At 75.6% G+C, this 22,688-nt stretch carries 19 protein-coding genes and 1 tRNA gene; 16 read left to right on the plus strand and 4 right to left on the minus strand.

What is annotated here, in order from left to right; all coding sequences use genetic code 11:
* Positions 1-143 precede the first annotated feature (143 nt).
* A complete protein-coding gene (locus tag IE329_RS20185; protein WP_190212346.1) occupies positions 144-1,649 on the minus strand; it encodes a multicopper oxidase domain-containing protein in 1,506 nt (501 codons plus the stop codon).
* Between the two features lie 409 nt (positions 1,650-2,058).
* On the opposite strand from IE329_RS20185, the gene IE329_RS20190 reads away from it, so the two are divergent.
* The 10 genes from IE329_RS20190 (at position 2,059) to IE329_RS20235 (ending at position 14,541) form a co-directional block, all read left to right on the plus strand.
* Positions 2,059-3,186 (plus strand): radical SAM protein, encoded by a 1,128-nt coding sequence (locus IE329_RS20190; RefSeq protein WP_190212347.1) that lies wholly within the window; start codon positions 2,059-2,061, stop codon positions 3,184-3,186.
* Entirely contained in the window at positions 3,174-4,166 is a 993-nt protein-coding gene (locus IE329_RS20195; RefSeq protein WP_190212348.1) for a radical SAM protein, read from the plus strand. Before IE329_RS20190 ends, IE329_RS20195 begins: the two co-directional genes overlap by 13 nt.
* Positions 4,163-4,969 (plus strand): iron-containing redox enzyme family protein, encoded by an 807-nt coding sequence (locus IE329_RS20200; RefSeq protein WP_190212349.1) that lies wholly within the window; start codon positions 4,163-4,165, stop codon positions 4,967-4,969. Before IE329_RS20195 ends, IE329_RS20200 begins: the two co-directional genes overlap by 4 nt.
* 16 nt (positions 4,970-4,985) lie before the next feature.
* On the plus strand, positions 4,986-6,782 hold the full coding sequence (locus tag IE329_RS20205; protein WP_190212350.1) for an MFS transporter: 1,797 nt from the start codon (positions 4,986-4,988) through the stop codon (positions 6,780-6,782).
* 153 nt (positions 6,783-6,935) lie between these two features.
* Positions 6,936-7,130 (plus strand): aroma-sacti cluster domain-containing protein, encoded by a 195-nt coding sequence (locus IE329_RS20210; RefSeq protein WP_073921629.1) that lies wholly within the window; start codon positions 6,936-6,938, stop codon positions 7,128-7,130.
* A gap of 88 nt (positions 7,131-7,218) precedes the next feature.
* Entirely contained in the window at positions 7,219-7,464 is a 246-nt protein-coding gene (locus tag IE329_RS20215) for an aroma-sacti cluster domain-containing protein (RefSeq protein ID WP_190212448.1), read from the plus strand.
* A gap of 213 nt (positions 7,465-7,677) precedes the next feature.
* On the plus strand, positions 7,678-10,968 hold the full coding sequence (locus tag IE329_RS20220) for an adenylate/guanylate cyclase domain-containing protein (RefSeq protein ID WP_190212351.1): 3,291 nt from the start codon (positions 7,678-7,680) through the stop codon (positions 10,966-10,968).
* Positions 10,965-11,813, plus strand: coding sequence for a S8 family peptidase (locus tag IE329_RS20225; protein ID WP_190212352.1), 849 nt, complete (start codon positions 10,965-10,967; stop codon positions 11,811-11,813). Before IE329_RS20220 ends, IE329_RS20225 begins: the two co-directional genes overlap by 4 nt.
* Positions 11,810-12,457: a GAF domain-containing protein gene (locus tag IE329_RS20230; RefSeq protein ID WP_190212353.1), complete on the plus strand. Its 648-nt coding sequence runs from the start codon at positions 11,810-11,812 to the stop codon at positions 12,455-12,457. Before IE329_RS20225 ends, IE329_RS20230 begins: the two co-directional genes overlap by 4 nt.
* Positions 12,458-12,672: 215 nt before the next feature.
* The gene (locus IE329_RS20235; RefSeq protein WP_190212354.1) at positions 12,673-14,541 is read left to right on the plus strand and encodes an AfsR/SARP family transcriptional regulator; all 1,869 of its coding nucleotides are present in this window, start codon (positions 12,673-12,675) and stop codon (positions 14,539-14,541) included.
* A gap of 116 nt (positions 14,542-14,657) precedes the next feature.
* On the opposite strand, the gene IE329_RS20240 is transcribed toward IE329_RS20235, so the two are convergent.
* Entirely contained in the window at positions 14,658-15,107 is a 450-nt protein-coding gene (locus tag IE329_RS20240) for an SRPBCC family protein (protein ID WP_190212355.1), read from the minus strand.
* Positions 15,108-15,343: 236 nt separating this feature from the next.
* Between IE329_RS20240 and IE329_RS20245 the strand changes: the two genes are divergently transcribed.
* The 3 genes from IE329_RS20245 (at position 15,344) to IE329_RS20255 (ending at position 17,365) form a co-directional block, all read left to right on the plus strand.
* On the plus strand, positions 15,344-15,610 hold the full coding sequence (locus tag IE329_RS20245; RefSeq protein WP_190212356.1) for a hypothetical protein: 267 nt from the start codon (positions 15,344-15,346) through the stop codon (positions 15,608-15,610).
* A gap of 196 nt (positions 15,611-15,806) precedes the next feature.
* Positions 15,807-16,133 carry a hypothetical protein gene (locus tag IE329_RS20250; protein WP_190212357.1) on the plus strand — a complete coding sequence of 109 codons (327 nt, stop codon included), beginning with the start codon at positions 15,807-15,809 and terminating at the stop codon, positions 16,131-16,133.
* Positions 16,134-16,516: 383 nt separating this feature from the next.
* The gene (locus tag IE329_RS20255; RefSeq protein WP_190212358.1) at positions 16,517-17,365 is read left to right on the plus strand and encodes an SDR family NAD(P)-dependent oxidoreductase; all 849 of its coding nucleotides are present in this window, start codon (positions 16,517-16,519) and stop codon (positions 17,363-17,365) included.
* Positions 17,366-17,433: 68 nt separating this feature from the next.
* Here IE329_RS20255 and IE329_RS20260 read toward each other — a convergent pair whose 3' ends face one another.
* The gene (locus tag IE329_RS20260) at positions 17,434-17,793 is read right to left on the minus strand and encodes a winged helix-turn-helix transcriptional regulator (RefSeq protein ID WP_190212359.1); all 360 of its coding nucleotides are present in this window, start codon (positions 17,791-17,793) and stop codon (positions 17,434-17,436) included.
* 175 nt (positions 17,794-17,968) lie between these two features.
* On the opposite strand from IE329_RS20260, the gene IE329_RS20265 reads away from it, so the two are divergent.
* Together IE329_RS20265 and IE329_RS41555 are read left to right on the plus strand one after the other, a co-directional pair.
* Positions 17,969-18,922: an NADP-dependent oxidoreductase gene (locus IE329_RS20265; protein ID WP_190212437.1), complete on the plus strand. Its 954-nt coding sequence runs from the start codon at positions 17,969-17,971 to the stop codon at positions 18,920-18,922.
* Between the two features lie 345 nt (positions 18,923-19,267).
* A complete protein-coding gene (locus IE329_RS41555; protein ID WP_190212360.1) occupies positions 19,268-20,797 on the plus strand; it encodes a hypothetical protein in 1,530 nt (509 codons plus the stop codon).
* Positions 20,798-20,994: 197 nt separating this feature from the next.
* Here the strand turns inward: IE329_RS41555 and IE329_RS20275 are convergent.
* Positions 20,995-21,079: transfer RNA gene (locus IE329_RS20275), tRNA-Leu, on the minus strand.
* A 250-nt stretch (positions 21,080-21,329) separates the two neighbouring features.
* On the opposite strand from IE329_RS20275, the gene IE329_RS20280 reads away from it, so the two are divergent.
* On the plus strand, positions 21,330-22,667 hold the full coding sequence (locus IE329_RS20280; RefSeq protein ID WP_073921617.1) for a M20/M25/M40 family metallo-hydrolase: 1,338 nt from the start codon (positions 21,330-21,332) through the stop codon (positions 22,665-22,667).
* The last annotated feature ends 21 nt before the right edge of the window (positions 22,668-22,688 follow it).

Consider the following 22,688-nt stretch of genomic DNA (forward strand, 5'->3'; position numbering starts at 1 on the left):
GCTACCGCACCGCCGGCACCACCTTCACCGACACCGTCCCCGCCACCGGCTGACCCGACAGCTCACCCGGCCCCTCCCGGGCCGTCCTGTTCCAGCCCTGCTCCCGGCCGTCGCGCGCGGCCGGGAGCAGGCGCGTGCCCGGCCTAGGGCGTCACGAGGTAGCGGCCGACCATGCCGCCGGTCATGTGGTGGGTGACGTGGCAGTGGTAGATCCAGTCGCCCGGGTTGTCCTCGGTGTACTCGATGGTCAGGGTGGTGGAGGGCCCGATGATCTGCGAGTCCACCCAGCCCTGGTAGCCCTGCCGGCTGCGCCAGCGGTGCCCGTGGATGTGGAAGACGTGGAACTCCTCGCCCAGGCAGGCGATCCGCCAGCGCACCCGGTCGCCGACCTTCGCCGTGCAGGTGGGGGTGTTGTCCACGAACGCCCGGCCGTTGAACATGTTGAGGCCCTGGCCGAGCGAGCGGGCCGAGCGGCGGTTCAGGTCGTGCAGGAAGATCACGAACTCCCGGTCCACCGCCGGCGTCTGCTGGTCGGTCACCACCAGGATGCCGAACAGGCCGAGTTCGGCGCCGATCTCCATCACCATGCTGCCGTGGCCGGCGTCCTGGCCCCCGGCCGTCCCGTCGTCCTGCCCGGTGCCGTGGCCGTCGTCCTGGCCGCCGTGCCCCGGGGGCTGGGCGTCGTCGGTCCCGCCGTCCTGGCTCCCGCCCGCCGGTTGGCTGCCGTCCTGGCCGTCGTCCTGGCCGCCCTCGTGCCCGGGGTGCTGGGTGCCGTCGTGGTCCCCGTCGTGCCCGCCGCCCGGGTGCCGCGGCCGGTCCTGGTTGCCGGCGACCACCCCGTTCCCGGCGGCGTCCGTGTGTCCGGCGGTGTCCCCGTTCCCGGCGGCTCCGCCGTGGACCGCGCCGCCGTCCTGCTCAGGACCGCTCCGGCCCGGCTGCGAGCGGGACCCCCGCGCCCCGTGCCGGGTGTCGGCCGAGGCCCCGGGTGAGGGGTCCGCCCCCGGCGGGGTCTGCGGCAGCGAATGGTCGTGGTACGGCCAGGTGCCGACCGAACTCGGGTGGCAGTACCAGGTGTACGTGAAGCTCTCGCCGTAGGGCACGGCGCTGCCGGCCCGCTTCTCGTCGTCGGCCAGCCAGCCGCCGTCGTTGTCCCGGTCGTACACCACGCCGTGCGGGTGCATGCTGTGCGGCCAGCGGTAGTGCTCGTCGTTGTTCCGGAAGTGCACCCGGATCACGTCGCCGGCCTCGGCGCGCAGCACCGGGCCGGGGATGCCGGAGTTGGCCCCGATGCCGTTCGGCCCGAGGTCCGGGTCGAGCGGGCTCCCCCAGTCGGGGGTGTAGGCGCGGTAGCCCAGCGCCCAGAAGGTGGTCTGCTCGGGGGTGAAGGGCCGGCCCATCATGGCGTCCGTGCCGTTGGGCACCGCGTTGTGCTGGAAGGACTCGGCCTGGACCCAGAACTCCCTGACCCGGCCGTTGGGTTCGAATCTCGGGAGCGCGAAGGGGTCACCGCCTGGGGCGGGCGACGAGTCCGCCCGGGCGACCGGTGGCGGCAGCAGCGCCGTCGAGCCGGTCAGCGCGGCGACGGTGCCGCCGCCGACCAGCCCGCGGATCAGGCTCCGGCGGCCGGGCTCGCGGTTCTCTTCTCGCATGAGGTCCTCTCGACGGGCAGCGGCCCCGGCGGGGCCGTCCCTGCTGCCGGCCGGGGAGGCCGGCGTTCCCTGTCCCGGAGACTAGGCACAGCCGCGCCGCCGATCCCGGCAGCCGCCGTCGAAGGGTCGCCCGGTCGGCGCAGGCCCGTTGCGCCGCCCGGAGCCGAATCCCGCCGTCCGGGTTTGGGCCGCCGCGGCCCCGGCCGTGCCGGCGCCCGCCGGACCGGCCCGGCCCGCGCACCCGCCCGGCCCGGCCCGCGCACCCGCCCGGCCGGGCCCGCCGGCGCTGCGGGCCTGGTGCGGCGGCCGCCGTAGCCGTTCTCAAACCCCTTTCAAACCGGAGGCGAACCAGGAGGGAAGAGGATCGGTCTGTAGCCGGCCCGGCTGCGCCTCGAAGGGAGCGATTCGCGTGCATCTGCAGGACATCCTGAGGTTCAGGCCGGTCCCGGCCGCCGCGGTGTACTTCGGTCTCACCCGGAGGTGCCCGCTGCACTGCCGCCACTGCTCCACCGAGTCCCTGATGGACAGTGAGCAGTTCCCGGCCAAGATGTTCCTGCGCTTCGCGGAGACCTTCACCCCGGAGAACCGGCCCGAGCTCACCCTGATGTCCGGCGGCGAGGCCCTGCTGCGCCCGGGGCTGGTGCGCGACATCGCGGACCGGGCGCGGGCCGTCGGCTCACGCAGCTACGTCCTGTCCGGGCTGTACTTCGCGCAGAAGCCCCGGATCCCCAAGCCGGTCCGGGCCGCCATCGAGGCGGTCGACCACTTCTCCGCGAGCACCGACCGGTTCCACGAGGAGGAGGTCCCGAGGGCGGCGGTCTTCCGGGTCCTGCACGAGCTGCTGGACGCCGGCAAGGACGTCAGCCTGCAGATCACGGGAGAGGGGCCGGACGACCCGTACCTGGCCGACATCACCGCCGCCGTCCGCCGGGAGTTCGGCGAGCGGGTGCCGATGCTGGTGGTGCCGCTCTCGCCGGTGGGCCGCGCCCGGGAGTGGATGGCCACCCACCCGCAGGCCGCCTACCCCGCCACCGCCGCGCCCTGCACCCTGGCCTGCTGGCCGGTCATCGGCTTCAACGGCCAGGTGACCTCCTGCGGCAACCAGGACGTGATGGACGGCAAGGTGCCGCTGCCCGCCCACCTGTTCCTCGGCCACATCGCCCGGGACGACTGGGACACCGTCAAGCGCAAGGCGCTGGAGTCCCCGATGGTCGGGGCGATCCGCACCTACGGCCCGGAGTACCTCGCCGAGCGCTTCGGCGGGCAGGAGAGCTGCGACGGCTACTGCCAGACCTGCTGGAAGCTCTCCACCACACCGGGTGTGAAGGAGGGGGTGCAGGCGCTGACCCTGCTGCCGTCCACCATCGCCGTCCGGGACGCGGTGGAGAAGGTCTCGGTGGACGCCGGCCCGCTGGGCTTCGCGCGCCGCTTCGGGGTCCCGGGCTACGCCGACCTGATCACGCTCGGGGACACCCCGCAGCCGGCCGCGGCCGGACACCGCGACGCCTCCCGGCAGGACCTCGCATGGACCGGCTGACCCACGCGGAGATCAACCGCATCCGGCAGACCCGCGGCGCCACCGCCCTGCTCTTCATCACCGACCGCTGCCCGGTCGGCTGCGGCCACTGCTCGGTGGACTCCCGGCCGGACAGCCCCCGGATCACCGACTTCGACCTCTTCGAGCAGATCGTCGACCGGCTCAGCGCCGACCCGGTGCGCACCATGATCGGTGTCTCCGGCGGCGAGCCCTTCGTCGAGCGGCGGGGCCTCAGCTACGCCGCCCGGCGGATCACCGAGGCCGGCAAGGACCTGGTCGTCTACACCAGCGGGGTCTGGGGCCGGGCCGCCGACCCGCCGCGCTGGATCCACGAGGTGCTGGCGCGCTGCCGCTGCGTCTACCTCAGCACCGACGCCTACCACGAGGCCGGCACCGGCCCCGAGCGCTTCACCGGCGCGGCCCGCGCGATCGCCGGCCACGACCTGCCGATCGTCGTCCAGGTGGTCGACCAGGGCGACGCGCTGGGACGGGCCGAGGAACTGCTCGTCCAGGCCTTCGGCGCCGGCTGGGCGCAGTACGCCGAGCTGGTCGCCACCCAGGGGCTCCCGCACGGACGCGGCGCGGCGATCTTCGAGCGCCCCCAGCGGGTGCCCGGGCGGACGCTCGGCGCCTGCGAACTGGTGATCTCACCGGTGATCCGCTACGACGGCCGGGTCACCGCCTGCTGCAACGAGTCCGTGCTGATGGGCGGCGGGCCGGCCGCGCTGCGGCGGGACTGCACCAGCGGCGAGGAGGTCGGCCACGCCGTGGAGGAGTTCCAGCAGAACCCGCTGTACCGCGCGATGGGCACGGCCGGCGGCGGGGCGCTGACCGCGCACCCGCGCTTCACGGACCTGGCGGACCGCGAGTTCGCCGACATCTGCGGACTCTGCTGGGCGATGACCCGGCGGGTCGTCCCCGAGCAGGACGACCTGCTGCTGAGCGCGATCGACCTGGTGGGAAGGGGAGCACACCGATGAGCACCGTCACGCCGAGCGCCGTCACGCCGAGCGCCGTCACGCCGCCCGCGCGGCCGGCCACCGCGGTTGGGCCGTCCGGCGGCTCCCGCCGCAACAGCGAACTGGTCCGGGCGAAGATCGGGCTGCTGATGCCCGGCTTCTCCGCCCTCACCTCGCGACTGTGGACCTCCCCGTCGGTGGCCGAGCTGTACCCGCGCTACCTGCGCCTGCTGCACACCGCCATCCGCGCCACCGTGCCGCTGATGGACCTGGCCCTCGAACGCTCCGAGGCGCTCGCGCCCACCGACCCGGTGGCGGCCGGCCTGGTCGGCTACCTGACCAAGCACCGGCGCGAGGAACGCGGCCACGACGACTGGGTCCGGGAGGACCTCGCCGCGATCGGCCAGGACCCGGACACCCTGCTGAGCGCGATGCCCGGCACGGCCGTGGCCAACCTGGTCGGCGCGCAGTACTACTGGATCCGCCACCACCACCCGGTCTGCCTGCTCGGCCACATCGCCGTGCTGGAGGGCTACCCGCCCTCGCCACAGCTCACGGCCTACCTGCGGGAGCGCACCGGCTACCCCGCCGAGGGGTTCCGGACACTGCACCGGCACGCCACCCTCGACGTCCGGCACCGCGACGAACTCCTGCGCTTCCTGGACGAGTTGCCGCTCGGCCCGGAGCACCACACGGCCATCGGGGTGAGCGCGCTGCACACCCTGCAGGCCACCACCGTCCTCTTCGAGGAACTGCTCGCCACCGCGCCCGAGGCCCCGCCCGCGCCCGTCGCCGGCCCCGGCCCCGCCGCCCGGCCGGTCTGACCGGGAGGCGGCCGCGATGCCCCGATCCGGATTCCTGTCCGCGCTGAACCACCGTCAGTACCGGCTGCTCTTCGGCGGCCAGCTGCTCTCCAGCTTCGGCGACTGGATCGACTTCGTCGCGCTGATCTCCCTGGTGGCCTACCAGTGGGAGGCCGGCGCGGGCGGTCTGGCCGTGGTCTCGGCGGCGGCCGCCGTCCCGTGGATGCTGGTGGCGCCCTTCGCCGGGGTGTGGGCCGACCGGCTGCCGCAGAAGCAGGTGATGATCGGCTGCGACCTGGCCAGGGCCGCCCTGGTGCTCGGGTACCTGCTGGCGCCGAACCTCCCGGTGCTGGTGGTGCTGGTGGTCGCCAAGGTGGCGGTCAGCACGCTGTTCGTGCCGGCCCAGCAGTCGACCGTCACCCTGGTGGTGCCGAAGTCCGCGCTGCTGGCGGCCAATTCGCTCAGCGGTTTCGTCACCCAGGTCTGCAAGATCGCCGGGCCGGCCCTGGGCGGCGTGCTGCTCGCGGTGACCAGCCCGCAGGGTGCCTTCGTGGTGGACGCCGCGACCTTCCTGCTCTCGGCCCTGATCCTGTCCCGGCTCCGGCTGCCGGCCCGCCCGCCGCGCCGCGCCGAAGCGGCCGCCGGGGACGTCACCGGCGACCCGGACGCCGACGCCGGGTCCGGACCGGCGGGCCGGACGGGCTTCCGCCACGAACTGCGCGAGGGCATCGCCTTCGTGCTCGGCAACCGGGTGCTGCTGATCGCGATCGGCAGCCTCTCCGCCACCATCTTCCTGGTCCTGGCCTTCGACACCCTCTCACCGCTGGTCCTGGTGCAGCTCGGGATCTCCCAGTCCCTGTACGGGCCGGCCATCGCGGCGGTCGCCGCCGGCGCCGTCGCCGGGACGGTCCTGGTCGGCCAGTGGGGGCAGCGCTGGAACGCCTTCACCCTGCTGGCCACCTCGCAGGCGGCCACCGGCGTCCTGATCGCCCTGATCGGCGCCGCGGTGCTGACCGGGTTCCGGATGGCCCCGCCGCTCTGGCTGCCGGTGGCGGTCGGGATCGGGCTCTGCTCGACCGGGATCCTGGTGGTCTTCCTCTACCTCGTCCAACGGGCCACGCCGCAGGAGCTGATGGGGCGGGTCAGCACGGTGGTGAACATCGTGCCCACGGTGCTGCAGATCTCGGCGCCGCTGGTCGGGGCCGCGCTGGCGGTCTGGATCGGCCTGGGCTGGGTGCTGGCCGGGGCCGGCACCGGGCTGGCCGTGCTCGGCGGGGTGTTCCTCCGGCTGCGGCCGGCCGACGTGGACGGGCCCGCGGACGATCCGGCGGACGGCCCCGGCGGCGGCGCCGCGGACGGTGCCGGGCAGGCCCCCGTGGAGGGCGCCGCCGGCGCCCCGGAGACGGCCGGCGCCCCCGGAGCGGGAGACGCGTCCGGACCCGCCGACGCACCCGGACCTGACGGTCCCCCTGAAGCGGCCGGCGCCGCCGCCGAGCGCACGGCGCCGCCCGAGACCGGCCGAGACCCGGCCGGCACCCCCGAAAGGCCCGCGCTGGCGGGCTCCGCAGACGACGCGAGGCCGGACCGACCGGTCGGGCCGGGGCGTCAGCACGGATCACGGAAGAAGGTAGACATGGCGAACGAGTCGGTCGAGGCCCTGGCGGCGAACGGCCACAGCTTCGAGGGGGCGAGCGAGGAGCAGCTGGCGGTGATCGCCAACCTGTCCCCGGAGGAGGTCGAGGTCATCAACTCGATCAAGTCGCGCCTGGACGGCGAGGTCGCGGCCCACTCGGTGGCGCCGCCGAGCGACACCGTCGGCGGCCTCGTCTGGTAGTGACCGCCGGTGGCCGCGGCGCCGGGGTGGTGGTGCGGCAGGGGGTCTGCCGCACCACCGTCCGGCCCCGGTCGCTCCCGGTGCGCCACGGACAACCGTAGGACATGCCGAACCTGTGACGACGTCACGTACTTCACGAGAAGGAGAACGGACATGGCATTCGACTCGATTGCGGCTCTCGCCGCGAGCGGCCACAGCTTCGAGGGGGCGAGCGAGGAGCAGCTGGCGGTGATCGCCCACCTGTCCCCGGAGGAGGTCGAGGTCATCAACTCGATCAAGTCGCGCCTGGACGGCGACGTCGCCGCCCACAGCCAGGACTCCAACACCACCGGCGGAGTGGTCTGGTAACCGTCCCGTCGGCAAGCGGTCGTACCGGCGCGGGCCCGTGGTCCGCGCCGGTACGGCACCCCCGGATCGAGAAAGGAACGGGCCGACCATGGACGACGCCCGCGAAGCCCCCGGCATCCCCGACGCCCCCGACAGCCCCGACACCCCTGCTGCCCCGCTCGACGTGCTGGCCGCGTCGGGCTTCCCGATCGACGAGCTGACCGACGGCCAGCGCGCGGTGCTGGCCGCCCTGTCGGCCGACGAGGTCGCGGTGCTCGCCGGCGTCGGACTACGGCTGGCGGAGGCCGGCCCGGAGGTGCAGGCGCACCTGATGGTGGGCGGGCTCTTCTTCTGAGGGCCGTGCCCGCCGGCAGCGGCGGCCCGGCCCGGCTCCCGCCCCCGGGCCCCGTCCCCCCGGGCCCCGTCCCGCCGATCTCCGTCCCCGATCTCCGTCCCGATTTCCGTTCCCGCACCGTCCGTCCCCCGACGTACCCGCCCCATCCCGGCACCCGCCGCGCGCCGGCAGCTCGCGTGCGGCCGTCCGGCCGCGACCCTCAGGAGGGCGACCATGGAGTGCCCCTCGTGCACCGGGCAGAACGCGCCGGGCGCGCGCTTCTGCATGGCCTGCGGACGCCCGCTGGAGGCGGCGGCGCAACCCGTCCGGGCCCGGCGCACCGTCACCGTGGTCTTCGCCGACCTGGCCGGCTCGACCGCGCTGGCCGAGCGGCTGGACCCGGAGGCGCTGCGTGAGGTCATGCTGCGCTACTACACCCTGATGCGCGACTGCCTGGAACACCACGGCGGCACCGTCGAGAAGTTCATCGGCGACGCCGTGATGGCGGTCTTCGGGGTGCCCCGGGTGCGTGAGGACGACGTCCTGCGGGGCGTCCGGGCCGCCTGGGACATGCAGCAGGCGATGGACGAGCTCAACGCCGGCCTCGACCCGGCCTTGCGGGTGCGGCTGCGGCTGCGGATCGGGGTGAACACCGGAGAGGTGCTCTGGTCCAGGGAGTTCGGCGACGGCCACGCGATGGTCTCCGGCGACACCGTGAACGTCGCGGCCCGGCTCGAACAGCACGCCCCCGACGGCGGGATCCTGCTGGGCGCGGTCAGCCACCGGGTGGCGGCGCCCGGGATCACCGCGGAGCCGGTCGAACCGCTCACCGTCAAGGGGAAGTCCCGGCCGCTGGCGGTCTGGCGGCTGACCGGCGTGCAGCCCGACCCGGAGGCCACGGCCCGGCCCGGCAGTGCCCGGCTGATCGGCCGGCGCGAGGAGCTGCACCAGCTGGAGCTGGCCCGCGAGCGGTCCGTCACCCAGCGCGGCTGCCACCTGTTCACCCTGCTCGGCGATCCGGGCGTGGGCAAGTCCCGGCTGGTGGCCGAGTTCCTCGCCGGGCTGCGCGAGGGCGGCGGCGCGGTCGCGGTCAGCCGCTGCCACCCGTACGGCGGCGCCGGCACCCTGCAGACCCTGGCGGAGCTGCTGCGGCAGGCGATGGGCACGCCGCCCGGCGGCCCGGCCGGCGGGGCCGGGCCCGCGGGCCCCGCCGCCGAACGGGCGGCGCTGCGCGCCCTGCTGGACGGCCAGGAGGGCGGCCCGGCCGCCGTGGCACTGCTCGGATCCGTGCTGGACGGGACGGGCGCCGCGACCGAGGACACCTTCTGGGCCACCGGCCTGCTGCTCCAGGCAGTGGGCGAGCTACGGCCCGTCACCCTGGTCTTCGACGACCTGCAGTGGGCGCAGCCGACCCTGCTGGACCTGATCGACCACCTGGCGGACTGGACGGCCGGCGCCCCGCTGCTGCTGCTCTGCCTGGCCCGGCTCGACCTGCTGGACGTCCGCCCGGGCTGGGGCGGCGCGAAGCTGTCGGCCACCTCCCTGGTGCTGGGCCCGCTGTCGCCGGCCGACTGCGAGGAGCTCGTCGAGTCCTGCGCCGAGGTGACGGCGCACAGCGAGGCCGGCACCGTCCGCCGGGTCGCGGCGGCGGCCGAGGGCAACCCGCTCTTCGCCGAGCAGCTGGTCGCCGTCCTGGCGGACGGCGGCACGGCGGACGAACTGCCGCCGACCGTCCAGGCGCTGCTGGAGGCCCGGCTCGACCGCCTGCCGCGGGCCGAGCGGGAGGTGCTGGAGCACGCCTCGGTGATCGGACGCGAGTTCACCGTCCCGGGCCTGCGGGACGTCGGCCTCCAGGACACCGCCCTGCGGGGCGGTGCTCCGGGCGACGACGTCCCGGCCGGCGCCGCGGAGCAGCGGGACCGGCTGACGCCCGTCATGCAGGCGCTGCTGCGGCGGCGGCTGGTGGAGCCGGCCGGGCGCCGGCCCGGGGCCGCCGGGTACCGCTTCGTCCACCTGCTGGTCCGCGAGGTCTGCTACGCGGGCCTGCCCAAGCGCCGGCGGGCGGCCCTGCACGAGGCCTACGCCGGCCGGCTGGCCGCGGGCGAGCCGGTGCGCCACGAACTGGTCGGCCGTCACCTCGCGGAGGCCCACCGCCACCACCGGGACCTCGGCTCCGACCGGCAGGGCCTGGCCCGGCTCGGCGCGGGCGCGGCCCGGCACCTGCTGGCGGCGGGGGAGCGGGCGCTGGCCCGCGGCGAGTGCTCGTGGGCCGCCCAACTCCTCACCCAGGCAGCCGAACTGGCGCAGCCCGGCACGCCGGACCGCAGCGCGGCCCGGCTCCGGCTGGCCGAGGCGCTGATCGCCACCGGGGCGGCCGGACAGGCCCGCGACCTGCTGCTCGGACTGCTGGCGGACGCCCCCGCCGGACCGTCCGCGGGCGCCGTCCCCGCTCCGTCCGCCTTCTCCGCTCCCTTCTCCGCTCCCTCCGCCGGCCCCGGCCCGGCCGGGCCGGGGCCCGATCCGTGCCCGGCGGCCCACGCCCGGCTGCACCTGGCCTACCTGGCCGTCCCCGAGACCGGCCTGGAACCCCTGGTCGAGACCGCCCGCGAGCTGCTGCCCGTCTTCACGGCGGCCGCCGACGAACTCGGCCAGGCCCGCGCCCGGCTCTACGTGGCGCACGGCCGGCAGGCCCGCGGACGCTACGTGGAGGCGGCCGGGCACTTCGAGGCCGCCCTCGCCAGCGGCGGCCGGGCCGGCGCGGTGCTGGAACAGGCGACCGCGCTGGGCGGACTCGCCGTCACCCTCTGGCTCGGCCCCGAGCCGGTGCCCGCCGCCGTCGCCCGCTGCCGGGAGCTGCTGGCCGGGCACGCGGCCGGCCGCCGGGCCGTCCGGGCGGCGCTCTGCTGCCCGCTGGCGGTGCTGCTCGCGATGGGCGGCGACTTCACCGAGGCCCGGGCCCTGGTGGCCGAGGCCGAACGGATCGCGGAGGACCTCGGGGTGGCGGTGCCGCAGGCGGCGATCCAGACCTTCGGCGGGCTGGTGGAGACGCTGGCCGGCGCGCCCGGCGCCGCCGAGGAGCGGCTGCGCCGGGCCTGCGCGCTCGCCCTGGCCTCCGGCGACCCGGACACCCACGCCACGGCCGCCGACACCCTGGCCGCGCTGCTGCTGGACCAGGGGCGGCACACCGAGGCACAGGGCCTGGCCGACGCCGTCCGGGCCGGGGTCGGCGACTCGCCGCTCCAGCGGGCCGAGCACCAGGCCGTCCGGGCCCGGCTGGCGGCCGCCGGCGGGCAGCACGACCGGGCGGCCGGCCTGGCGGCCGAGGCGGTGCGCCTCGCCGAGAGCACCGACTCCCCGGTGGGCCGGGCCCAGGCGCTGCTCAACCGGGCCGTCGTGCTGCTGGCGGTCGGTGACCAGGAGCACGCGCGGACGGTGGCCGACCGGGCCGAGCGGGCCTTCACCGGCAAGGGCCACCTGGTCGGCGCGCTGCGGGCGGCCCGCCTGCGGGACGGCGGCCCGCGATGACCACCCCGCACTGGAAGTCCCCCGGCGGCGAACCGCTCACCTGGCGGCTCACCGACCTGGGCGACGCCCCGCTCACCCTCGACAGCCGCTGGCCGAGCCCCGAGCTGCCGCCCCAGCCGCTCGCCACCGCCACCGGGACCGGCGCCGGCGTCCGGGTCTGCGTGGTCGACAGCGGCGTGGTGCCCGACCACCCGCAGGTCGGCCGGCTCGACGGGTCCTTCGCCGTGCGCACCGGCCCGGACGGGCAGCAGGTGGTGGAGCCGGACGAGATCGGCGACACCTGCGGCCACGGCACGGCCTGCGCCGGCATCATCCGCTCGCTGGCCCCGGACTGCGAGCTGGTCAGCCTGCGGGTGCTCGGCTCCGGCCTCTCCGGCACCGGGGAGGCCCTGCTCGCCGGCCTGCGCTGGGCCGTGGAGCAGCGCTTCGACGTGATCAACATGAGCCTGTCCACCACCAAGCGGGACTTCGTGCTGCGGCTGCACCAACTCGCCGACTCCGCCTACTTCGCGGGCTCGCTGCTGGTCGCCTCCGCGCACAACCTGCGGGTCGAGAGCTTCCCCTGGCGGTTCTCCTCGGTGATCTCGGTGGGCAGCCACGACCTGCCCGACCCGCTGCACCTGCTCTACAACCCGGTGCCCCCGGTGGAGTTCTTCGCCCGGGGCGTCGAAGTCCCGGTCGCCTGGCTGGAGGGCGGCACCCGCCGCTGCACCGGCAACAGCTTCGCGACCCCGCACGTGGCCGGCCTCTGCGCCCGGATCCTGGGCAACCACCCGGGGCTGACGCCCTTCCAGGTCAAGAGCCTGCTGCACCTCACCTCGGCGAACGTCAGGAGAGCCCCATGAACCCCCAGGACGCGCTCGCCACGGCCCTCGCCGTCACCGATTCCGACACCGGGCACCGGGAGTTGCTGCAGTCCGTGGTGGAGGCGGCCCGCGGCGTCTTCGGCGCCCGCGCCGCCTCGATCATCGGACTGGACCCCGGGACGGAGGAGCTCGTCTTCGAGGCCGTCTCGGGGGAGGGCGAGGACTTCCTGGTCGGCAACCGGTTCCCGGCCGCCCGGGGCATCGCCGGCTGGGTCCTGGTGTCCGCCGAGCCGGTCATCGTCGACGACCTGGCACAGAACCCGGTCTTCGACCGCGACATCGCCGAGTCCACCCGGTACGTGCCGGACGCCCTGATGGCGGCGCCGCTGCTGCACGGCGACCGGGTGCTCGGGGTGCTGGAGGTGCTGGACCGCGACGTCCGGCGCCAGTCCGCGCTGCGCGACCTGGACTGGCTCGGCCTGTTCGCCGCCCAGGCGGCCGCCGCCCTCGCGACGGTGCAACGCGCCCGCAGCGCACGGCAGGTGCTGCACGGCGAGGGCTCCGCCGAGCTGACCGAGGTGGTCGCGCTCGTCCAGGCGTTCACCGCGCTGCCGGCCGAGCGGCGGGACGCCGGACGCCGGCTGCTCCAGGCGCTCACCGAGGCACTGGCGGCCCGGCCCTGAGGGGCGGCGCGGGCACCGCGCGCGGTGGCCCGCGGCCGGCCCGGTTGTGGTGGGTGGGACGTCCGGCCCCTGGAGTTCCCGCCGGTGCGGGCGCCCGGGTACCACGCTGTGCGTCCCGTTGACGACATACCGTCAGGCCGCAATGATGACAGGCCGGTTGACGCGCCCAGGGGTGGGGCGCGCACGGAGCGTTCCATGCCCGGGGAGGGATCGACATGGAGTTCAGTGTGCTCGGACCGCTCGAAGTGCACGTCGGTGAGACTCGCGTGGACCTGGGATCGGGCAAGCTCCGCTTCCTGCTCGCGGCCCTGCTCTGCCGGGCCAACACCACGGTGTCGACGCTGCGCCTCACCGAGGCCCTGTGGTGGGGGAACCCGCCACGGACGGCCGCGAAGAACCTCCAGGTGAACGTCCACTACCTGCGCAAGGCGCTGGTCAGTCCCGGCGACGGGCCGCGGGTGCTCAGCCGCCCCGGCGGCTACCTGCTCTCCACCGCGCCGGAGGAGGTCGACCTGGCCCGCTTCGAGGCGCTCGCCGCCGAGGGCACGGCCGCCGTCCGCCGGGGCGAGCCGGAGCAGGCCGACCGGCTCTTCCAGCGCGCGCTGGCGCTCTGGCGCGGACGGCCCTTCGACGGCATGGAGCGCTCGCCGCTGGTCCAGCAGGAGAGCGTCCGGCTGGCCGAACGACGCCTGGCGGTAGCCGAGTTGGCGATCGATGTCCGGCTCGGCCTGGGCCAGCACTTCGAGGCGCTGGCCGACCTGGACGCGCTGGTGGAGGCCCACCCGTACCGGGAGCGGCTGCGGGCCCAACAGATGATCGCGCTCTACCGCACCGGCCGCCAGGTCGAGGCGCTGATGGTGTTCGACGCCGTCCGCCGGCTGCTGGCCGAGGAGCTCGGGCTGCAGCCCGGGGCCGTCCTGCAGCGCCTCCAGCAGGCCGTCATCGAGGGCCACGGCGAGGTCGGCCTGCCGGGCCTGGCCGGGCGGCCTAGGGCGATCCAACTGAGGGGCAGCACAAGTCAGTTACCCCCCGGGCTGGCGGACTTCGTCGGGCGGCGGGAGGCCTCGGCGCGGCTGCGCGAGATCCTGCACCCGGAGGAGGACGGACCGGGCCAGAGACCCGCCGACTGGACTCTCGCGGTCGTCTCGGGGCCCGGCGGCTCCGGCAAGTCGACCCTGCTCAACAGCGCGGCCCGGACGGCCGGCGACCACTTCTCCGGCGGCCTGCTCTACCAGGACCTCCGCGCCCCCGACGGCACCCCGCGCGACCCTGCCGACGCGCTGGCCGGCCTGCTGCGGGCGACCGGCCTGCCGAGCGAGGACGTCCCCGCGCCGGTGGCCGACCGGATCCGGCTCTACCGCGAACGACTGCACGGCCGGCGGGTGCTGGTCCTGCTGGACAACGCCCTGGACGAGGCCCAGATCCGCCCCCTGCTGCCCACCACCGGCTCCTGCGCCACCCTGGTGACCAGCTGTTCGCGGCTCTCCGGCCTGACCGGCGCGCAGCTGGTGGAGATCGGCGGGTTCAGCCCCGAGGAGGGCGTCGAGCTGCTCGGGCGGATCGCCGGCCGGCGCCGGGTCGCGGCCGAGCCGGAGTCCGCCGCCCGGATCCTGCGGGCCTGCGGGTTCCTGCCGCTGGCGGTCCGGATCGCCGGCACCCGGCTGGCGACCCGCCCGCACTGGAGCCTGGCCCGGCTGGCCGGCCTGCTGGACGGCCCGCTCTGCCTGGACGAACTCTCGGTCGGCGACCTGGACCTGCGCACCTGCCTGGCCCGCAGCCACTACGGCACCCGTCCGGACGACCTGCGGTTCACCGCCCTGCTCGGCGGCCTGCCCGCCTTCGGCTTCACGCTGGAACAGGCCGCCGCCCTGCTCGACCTCGGGCCGCGCCAGGCGGACGACCTGCTCGACCGCCTCTGCGACCGTCGGCTGGTGGTCCGGGACCAGCCCGGCTACGGCGCCCCGGCGCGCTACCGGGTGCTGCCGGTGGTGGGCCGGTTCGCGGCGGAGCAGGACCTGGACCGGGCCACCACCGGACCGGAGGCCTCCCTGGCGGGCCGGGTCCGCGACCACTCGATCCTCTGACCGGCCGCCCCGGCCGGTGCTTCCTCGCCCGTACGGGCCCCGGCCTGGTCGGCCGGAGCCGTCCGGGGCCGGGTCGGGGGCGTGCCGGGGTGCCGGGCCGGCGCCCGGGCCGGCGGTCAGCTCGGGGACGGCCCGGCGTCGGGCCCGGCACGGTGGGACTCGACGAAGTCCTTGAAGTGCTGGAGGCCGTCGATGGCCTGGCGGTGCACGAAGCCGAGCTTGTCGCCGACCGTCTCGACCAGTCCGTGCGGGTCGTGCGCGAGCTGCAGCATCACCTTGGTCCTGGCGTCCTCCAGCCGGTGGAAGGTGACCACGCCCGCCTGGTGCAGGTCGCCGGACACGGTGGTCCAGGCGACCCGCTCGTCCGGGATCTGCTCGGTGATCCTGGCGTCGAACTCCCGGGTGGCCCCGCCGACCCTGACCACCCAGTGGGTCAGCCCGGGGGACGTCCGGTCGATCCGCTCGACGCCCGCCATGAACCTCGGGAAGTCCTCGAACCGGGTCCAGCGGCGGTAGGCCTCCGAGACGGGGACGGCCACTTCGATCGATTCCTCTACCTGTGTCACCGGGTTCACTCCGATCGGGAGGGGAGGGGGCTGTCCGGCGCCTGCCCGCTCGCGGCCCGGTCATGCCCGGCTGTTCCGCCGACGTCCGCGGCCGCTCCGGGGGACGCCGACGGGCGCCGGGAACGGGGCCGGGATGGGGCCGGGGACGGTGGCCGGGATGGGGCCGGGGACGGTGGCCGGCACCGAAGAACGCCCCGGTGCGTTTGCAATTCCCTTTCGGTGCAAGGCGACAGGGCATGAGAGGACTATTCGTCGTGATACGAGTGCTCGCCAACGCCGCCGTCGCCGTGCTGGTCGTCTGGATCCTGCTGCGCCTGCTCGGCGCGAACACCGGCAACCCGGTGGTGCACTGGATCGAGCAGGCCGCCGACTGGCTGGCCGCCTGGTCCCGTGGCATCTTCCAGGTCGCCGGGACCACCCTCCAGCTGGTGCTCGACTACGGGCTGGCGGCCCTGGTCTACGGCGTGCTGGGGAACCTCGGCGCCCGCCGCGAGTGGACCTGACGGCCCAACCACGGACCGCCGCCGCTGCGTGCACCCGCGTTTCGGCGGCATGATCGAGGGGAGACGCAAGCCGGTCCGCCCAGCCGGCCGGTCCGGCCGGTCCGCCCGGCCGAGTCAGCCGGACCGTCCAGTCGCACCTGTCCGCCACCGCGTCCCGCCGCCGAAGGCGAGGGCCGCCCGACGTAAGGCCGCAGCCATGACCAACTTCGTCATCTCGTTGCCCGGCACCTTCAAGCAGGAGCTCACCCAGGCCGCGAAAGCGCAGCTGCTCGGCGCGCTGCGGGGGGCCGACCCGCAGGAGGTCGGTTCGGACCCCCAGGACCTCGACATGCTCACCCTGAACGACGGGGGGCCCACCTTCACCCTCCGGCTGGAGGTGACCGCCGAGGACAGCCGCGGCGCCGAGCGGCAGGCCCTCGCCATGGCCTCCCGGGCCCTGGCCGAGGCCGGCTTCCAGGGCGACGCCGCCCTGCTGGGGCAGCCTGCCGTCACCTCGATCGACACCTCCGCCGACTCGGCCTGAGCGGGCGGTACGGCCCCGGGAGGGCCGGGAAGGCCGCCGCTCGGCCCGTCGGTCCGTCCGCCCTGGTCGGTCCGTCCGCCCGAAGCCGACCCGTCCGCCCGAAGCCGACCCGCCCGTCCGAAGCCGACCCGCCCGTCCGAAGCCGACCCGCCCGTCCGTCCGTCCGAAGCCGACCCGTCCGTCCGCCCGTCCCCGGACCTGCCCGCCCCCCGTCGGCCGGGCGCCGGGCGGGTCACCGGCCGGAGGGTTCCGGGCGTGGCTTGCCTTGGAGCGCACTCCAACCGGAATGATGCGCCGTGGCCCGGTCCACCGGCCCCGGGCCGGCTCCCTCCCGCGCCGCTGCCCCCGCGCCGCGCGTGTCACTCCTTCGAAGGCGGATTCCCATGACCACCAGCACCGTTCTGATCACCGGCACGTCCTCCGGCATCGGCCTGGAGACGGCTGTCGCCGCGGCCAGGGCCGGCTGGCGCACGGTCGCGACGATGCGTGACACCACCAAGGCGGGCGCCCTGCGCGCCGCCGCCGAGGCGGCCGGAGTGGCCGGCCTGGTCGAGGTCCGGCGGCTGGACGTGACCGACCCCGACGCGGCGGCCGCCTGCGTGGCCGCGGTGGTGGCCGAGCACGGCGCCCTGCACGCGGTGATCAACAATGCCGGTGCGGGGCATGTCGGCACGCTGGAGGTGGACGGCGTCGAGGCCGCCCGTCGGGTGATGGAGGTCAACTTCTTCGGGGTGCTGAACGTGACCGCCGCGGCGCTGCCGCACCTGCGCGCGACCGGCGGGCGGCTGATCGCCGTCACCAGTGTCGGAGGCGTCGTCGGACAGCCGTTCAACGAGGCGTACTGTGCCGCCAAGTTCGCGGTGGAGGGCTACCTGGAGTCGCTGACCCCGGTGGCGGCCACGGTCGGGGTGAGCGTCACGGTGGTGGAGCCGGCCGCCGTGGCGAGCGAGTTCGTGGCCAACGTCGGCGTGCCGGACGACCGCTCCGGGCTGCTGGAGCGGATGGGCCCGTACACCCCGGCACTGGAGGCCTACCTGGCCCGGACGGCCGGCGCCTTCGCCAACGCCCAGTCCGCCGCCGACGCCGCGGCGTCGGTCGTCGGGGTGCTCACGGCCGAGCGGCCCGCCCCGCGGGTGCAGACCTCCGACGCGGCCCGCGCCTTCATCGCCGGGAAGCTGGCCGACCCGGACGGCACCCGGGTGATCGGGGTCACCAGCACCTGGGTCGCCTGAGCGGCCACCGCCGGCGGTACCGCCGGCCGGCGCCGGTGACCGCCCCGGACCTCCGGCCCGGGGCGGTCTCAGGCCGGGAAGCGGTCGATGTTCTGCTCGGCCCAGGCCCGGATGCCGGCCAGCGGCTCGGCGGCGCTGCGGCCGAGATCGGTGAGGGCGTACTCGACGTGCAACGGCACCGCCGGGTAGATGGTGCGGGTCAGCAGGGCGGAGTCCTCCAGCCGGCGCAGGGTCTGGGTGAGTACCTTGGGACTCACCCCCTCCAGCAGCCGCTGGAGTTCGCCGAACCGCAACGGCCCGCTCTCCAGGGCGCCGATGGTCAGGGCGCTCCACTTGTTGGCGAGCAGGGCGAGGATGTCGCGGCAAGGGCAGAGGGCGGCGTAGACGTCGTGCCGGTCGTGGTGGCCGGTGGCGCAGCTGGTGGCCAAGGAATCGCTCCGTTCCGTTCTGACGTGCATAGCTTCCCAAAGGATAGTAGCTGCCCTTGCGGGTTACTACGGTCATCCACGTAGCGTCGGCGGTGGAACAGCGAGACCGGCGGACGAGTCCGGCCGCCGCCAGTGAAGGAGCCCCACCGTGATCCGACCCACCGACGCACCGACCATGCGCGCCGTCACCCAGCACGCCTTCGGCGGCCCCGAGGTGCTGACCGTCGCCGACCTGCCGCGTCCGGTGCCGCTGCCCACCGAGGTCCTGGTCCGGGTGGTCTCCGCCGGGGTCAACCCCGTCGACCTGAAGACCCGGGCCGGCGGCGGCATGGCCGGGGTGCTCGGCGAGCCGCCGTTCGTCCTCGGCTGGGACGTCTCCGGCGTGGTCGAGGAGGTCGGCTTCGGCGTCCACACCCTCGCCGTCGGCGACGAGGTCTACGGGATGCCCTGGTTCCCGCGGGCGGCCGGCGCGTACGCCGAGTACGTGACCGCCCCCGCCCGCCAGTTCGCCCGCAAGCCCGCCGGCCTCGGCCACGACGAGGCCGCCGCCCTGCCGCTGGCCGCGCTCACCGCCTGGCAGATCCTGGTCGACACGGCCGGGGTCACGGCGGGGCAGCGCGTACTGGTGCACGCCGCCGGCGGCGGGGTGGGCCACTTCGCGGTCCAGATCGCCAAGCACCTGGGCGCCCACGTCACCGGCACCGCCGGCGCGGCCAAGCACGCCTGGCTGCGCGGACTCGGCGCCGACGAGGTGGTCGACTACACCGGCACCCGCTTCGAGAAGGAGATCTCCGGCATCGACGTGGTGGTGGACCTGGTCGGCGACGAGCACGACGCCACCAGCACCCGTTCGCTCTCGGTGCTGCGCCCCGGCGGCCTGCTGGTGGCCGTGCCGTCGGGCGTCTCGCCGGCCCTGGCCGAGGAGGCGCGGGCCCGTGGCGTCCGGGTCGCGCCCTTCCTGGTGGAGCCGGACGGCACCGCCCTCACCACGCTCGCCGGGCTGGTCGAGCGGGGCCGGCTCGCGGTGGAGGTGGCCGCCGTGTTCCCGCTGGAGGAGGCGGCCCGGGCGCACCGCGAGCTCGCCGAGGGACGCACCCGGGGCAAGATCGTCCTGCGGGTGGCCGACTGACCGTCCCCACCGGGCGGCAGGAGGACGGCCGGCAGTGCGGCTGGACACCACCTGGCGGGCCGGGCGGGGTGCGGTGGCCGGACGGCGCCCGCACCCCGTCCGCGCGCGGCCGCCCGCGCCGCGTCACGCCGGGTGGCCCGCAGCCCGCGGCGCCGTCCTTCCCCTGCCGCCGCCCGGGTGCCGCCGGGCCGGCGCCCGCCCACCGGAATCATGCGCCTCCGGGCTCACGACCAGCCTTTCGAGTGGTCGTGCCGGACCTCCCGCCGAACCCGCCTCCCCCCGCTCGCATGCTTGGCATCCGGGCCCGGGTGGGGGCGCCGGCCGGCGGGGAGGGGAAGGCGCGGCATGACGTGGACGGGATCGGGGGGCGGCCCGCGCCGCCGGCTGCGGCTGGCCGCCGTGCTGTCCGCCGCCGCCGCGATGCTGGGCGTCCCGGCGGGCGCGGCGAGGGCCGCCGACCCGGCCGGGTGCTCGCGAACGGTCGGCGCCGACGGGGACACCGTCGTCTGCGCACGGGGCATTCCGCAGGGGGCCGTGCTGACCGGCACGGACAAGGGCAGGGACACCATCACCGTGCGCGGCGGCGTCGCCGGCACCCTGGTGCTGGGCCGCAGCGACACCACCCTGGTGATCACCGGTGCCCCCGGCGCCCGGGGCGCGGACGGGCCCGGGGGCGACGACGCAGGCGGCTTCTTCGACTTCGACGGGGCCGGGGACGGCCTGGACGGCAGACCCGGCGGCGACGGCGGGGCCGGCATCACGGCCACCGGCTCCGTCCGGCTCGGGGCCGGCATCAACACCGTGACCGTCAGCGGCGGGAACGGCGGCGACGGGGGAGCGGGCGGAGCCGGCGGCCACCCGGACGGCGTCTGGCACCTCGGTGGCGGCGACGGGGGCGACGGCGGGGACGGTGGCGACGGCGCCCCCGGCAACGCGGGCGAGCTGGTCCACGCCGCCGGGCAGGACACCGTCACGATCACCGGCGGCGACGGCGGCCGGGGCGGGGGCGCCGGCGCCGCCGGTGGTGCGGGGCGCCCGAACCGGCGTCCCGGGTACGACGGCGAGGGCGGTGACGGCGGCAACGCCGCCCCGGGCAACAGCAGGACGGTCAACCAGGCGGGCGGTGCGAACACCAGACTCCCGGGCAGCATCACCCTCAGGGTCACCGGCGGCATCCCCGGAACGGGCGGGCCGGGCGTCGGGGGCTCCCTGGCCCACGGCGGGCCGGGCGCGGACGGGTCGCCGGCCGGCGGCAACGGCGGGCCGATCACCCTCGGGCGGGGCTCGGTGACGGTGCGGGGCCTGGCCGGCGGCAACGGCAACGACAGCACCATCACCATGATCGGCACCGGCGAGCACACGGTGCGGGCCCTCGGGGCCGGCGGCAACACGGGCACCGTCATCGGGTCCGACAGCGGCAGCACCACCATCGAGGCGACCGGCGGGTCGGCGGCGGGGAACACCGGCCGGATCAAGGGCGCCTCCGGCACCGGGACGGCCACGGTCACCGTCACCGGCGGCACCGCCCGGACGTCCGACGGCGACCTCGGCGCCGCGGGCAACAGCGGCACGGTGGCCGGCGGCCCCGGACCGGACGTGCTCACCGTCCGGGGCGGCGGCGGATCCCGGGGCGGCCCCGCCAACACCGGCACCGTCCAGGGCAACGCCGGCCGGGACGGCATCAGGCTGACCGGCGGGGCCGGGACGTCCGCCGGAGGCACCGCCAACGCCGCCGGTGCGACGGTCGACGGCGGGGACGGCCCCGACGCCGTCACCGCCTCGGGCGGCGCCACCGGTGACACCTGCACCCTGATCGGCGGCGACGGCGACGGCGCGGGTACCGTCGTCAACTGCCTGCTGGTACCGGCCCCCTGACCCCGGCCGATCCGGCCGGTTCGATCCGTCACCGGGGCCCGGCCCCGACACCGGCCGCCGTACACCTCGCGGCCGGGCCCACGGTCGCCCGTTCGACGGCCCGCGGCTCACAGCCGACAGCCGAAAACAAAGGTGCGGACCGAGTGAACTCGATCCGCACCTGATCACCGCTGCATCTCCCCGAGGGAGACGATCTGTGTCCGAGGGGGGACTTGAACCCCCACGCCCGATAAAGGGCACTAGCACCTCAAGCTAGCGCGTCTGCCATTCCGCCACCCGGACCGGGTGTACCGCTCGTCCTCGCTGCTCCGTGCCGCGCTGACTCGACAACTGTAGCAAAGATCGGGTTCCGGTCCCAAAAACGGCCGGTCCGGAGGTTTGGACCGGCTCGGGGCCTTGCGATCCGGGGGTTCTCCTTGGGGAGGGGCCGGTGCTGGGAGAGGATGGGCGAGCCGTGCCCGTACGACCCCGGGCGCGGCTCCGGGGTGGTGCGGACCGCTCCCGGGCAGGTGAGAGACGACGAGGAGTGACCGTGAGCGACTCGAAGGCGGAGCGGGTGGCCGGCCCGAAGGTGACGGGCGAGTCGGAGGTCGCGGAGATCTGTCGCGACCTGATCCGGATCGACACCAGCAACTACGGCGACGGCTCCGGGCCCGGGGAGCGCAAGGCGGCCGAGTACGTGGCGGAGCAGCTCGCCGAGTTCGGGCTGGAGCCGCAGATCTTCGAGTCGGCCAAGGGGCGGGCCTCGACGGTCGTCCGGATCGAGGGCGAGGACCGCTCCCGGCCCGGCCTGCTGATCCACGGCCACACCGACGTGGTGCCGGCCAACGCCGCCGACTGGACCTACGACCCCTTCGCCGGCGAGATCGCCGACGGGTGTGTCTGGGGGCGCGGCGCGGTCGACATGAAGGACATGGACGCGATGACCCTGGCGGTCGTCCGCGACCGGCTCCGGACGGGTCGCAAGCCCCCGCGTGACCTGGTGCTGGCCTTCGTCGCCGACGAGGAGGCGGGCGGCACCTACGGCGCGCGCTACCTGGTGGACAAGCACCCGGGCCTGTTCGAGGGTGTGACGGAGGCGATCGGCGAGGTCGGCGGCTTCTCCTTCACCGTCAACGACCAGGTCCGGCTGTACCTGGTGGAGACGGCCGAGAAGGGCATGCACTGGATGCGCCTCACGGTCGAGGGCCGGGCCGGGCACGGTTCGATGGAGAACGACGACAACGCGATCACCGAGCTGTGCGAGGCGGTGGCCCGGCTCGGGCGGCACAAGTTCCCGCTGCGGATCACCAAGACCGTCCGGGCCTTCCTCGACGAGCTCTCCGACGCGCTGGGCGTCGAGCTCGACCCGGAGAACATGGACGAGACGCTCCGGGTGCTCGGCGGCATCGCCAAGATGATCGGCACCACCCTGCGCAACACCGCCCAGCCGACCATGCTCGGCGCCGGCTACAAGGTCAACGTCATTCCCGGCCAGGCGACCGCGCACGTGGACGGGCGCTTCCTGCCCGGCTACGAGGAGGAGTTCCTGGCCGACCTGGACCGGGTGCTCGGCCCGCGGGTGAAGCGCGAGAGCCTGCACTCGGACAAGGCGATCGAGACCGGCTTCGACGGGGCGCTGGTGGAGGCCATGCAGCTGGCGCTGAAGGCGGAGGACCCGATCGCGCGGGCGGTGCCGTACTGCCTCTCCGGCGGCACCGACGCGAAGTCGTTCCAGGACCTCGGGATCCGCTGCTTCGGCTTCGCGCCGCTGCAGCTGCCGCCGGACCTGGACTTCGCCGGGATGTTCCACGGCGTGGACGAGCGGGTGCCGGTGGACGGGCTGAAGTTCGGCGTCCGGGTGCTCGACCGGTTCATCGACGCCTGCTGAGCTGACCGGAAGCCGGCCGGG

The sequence above is a fragment of the Kitasatospora indigofera genome (assembly GCF_014655955.1).
Taxonomy (GTDB): domain Bacteria; phylum Actinomycetota; class Actinomycetes; order Streptomycetales; family Streptomycetaceae; genus Kitasatospora; species Kitasatospora indigofera.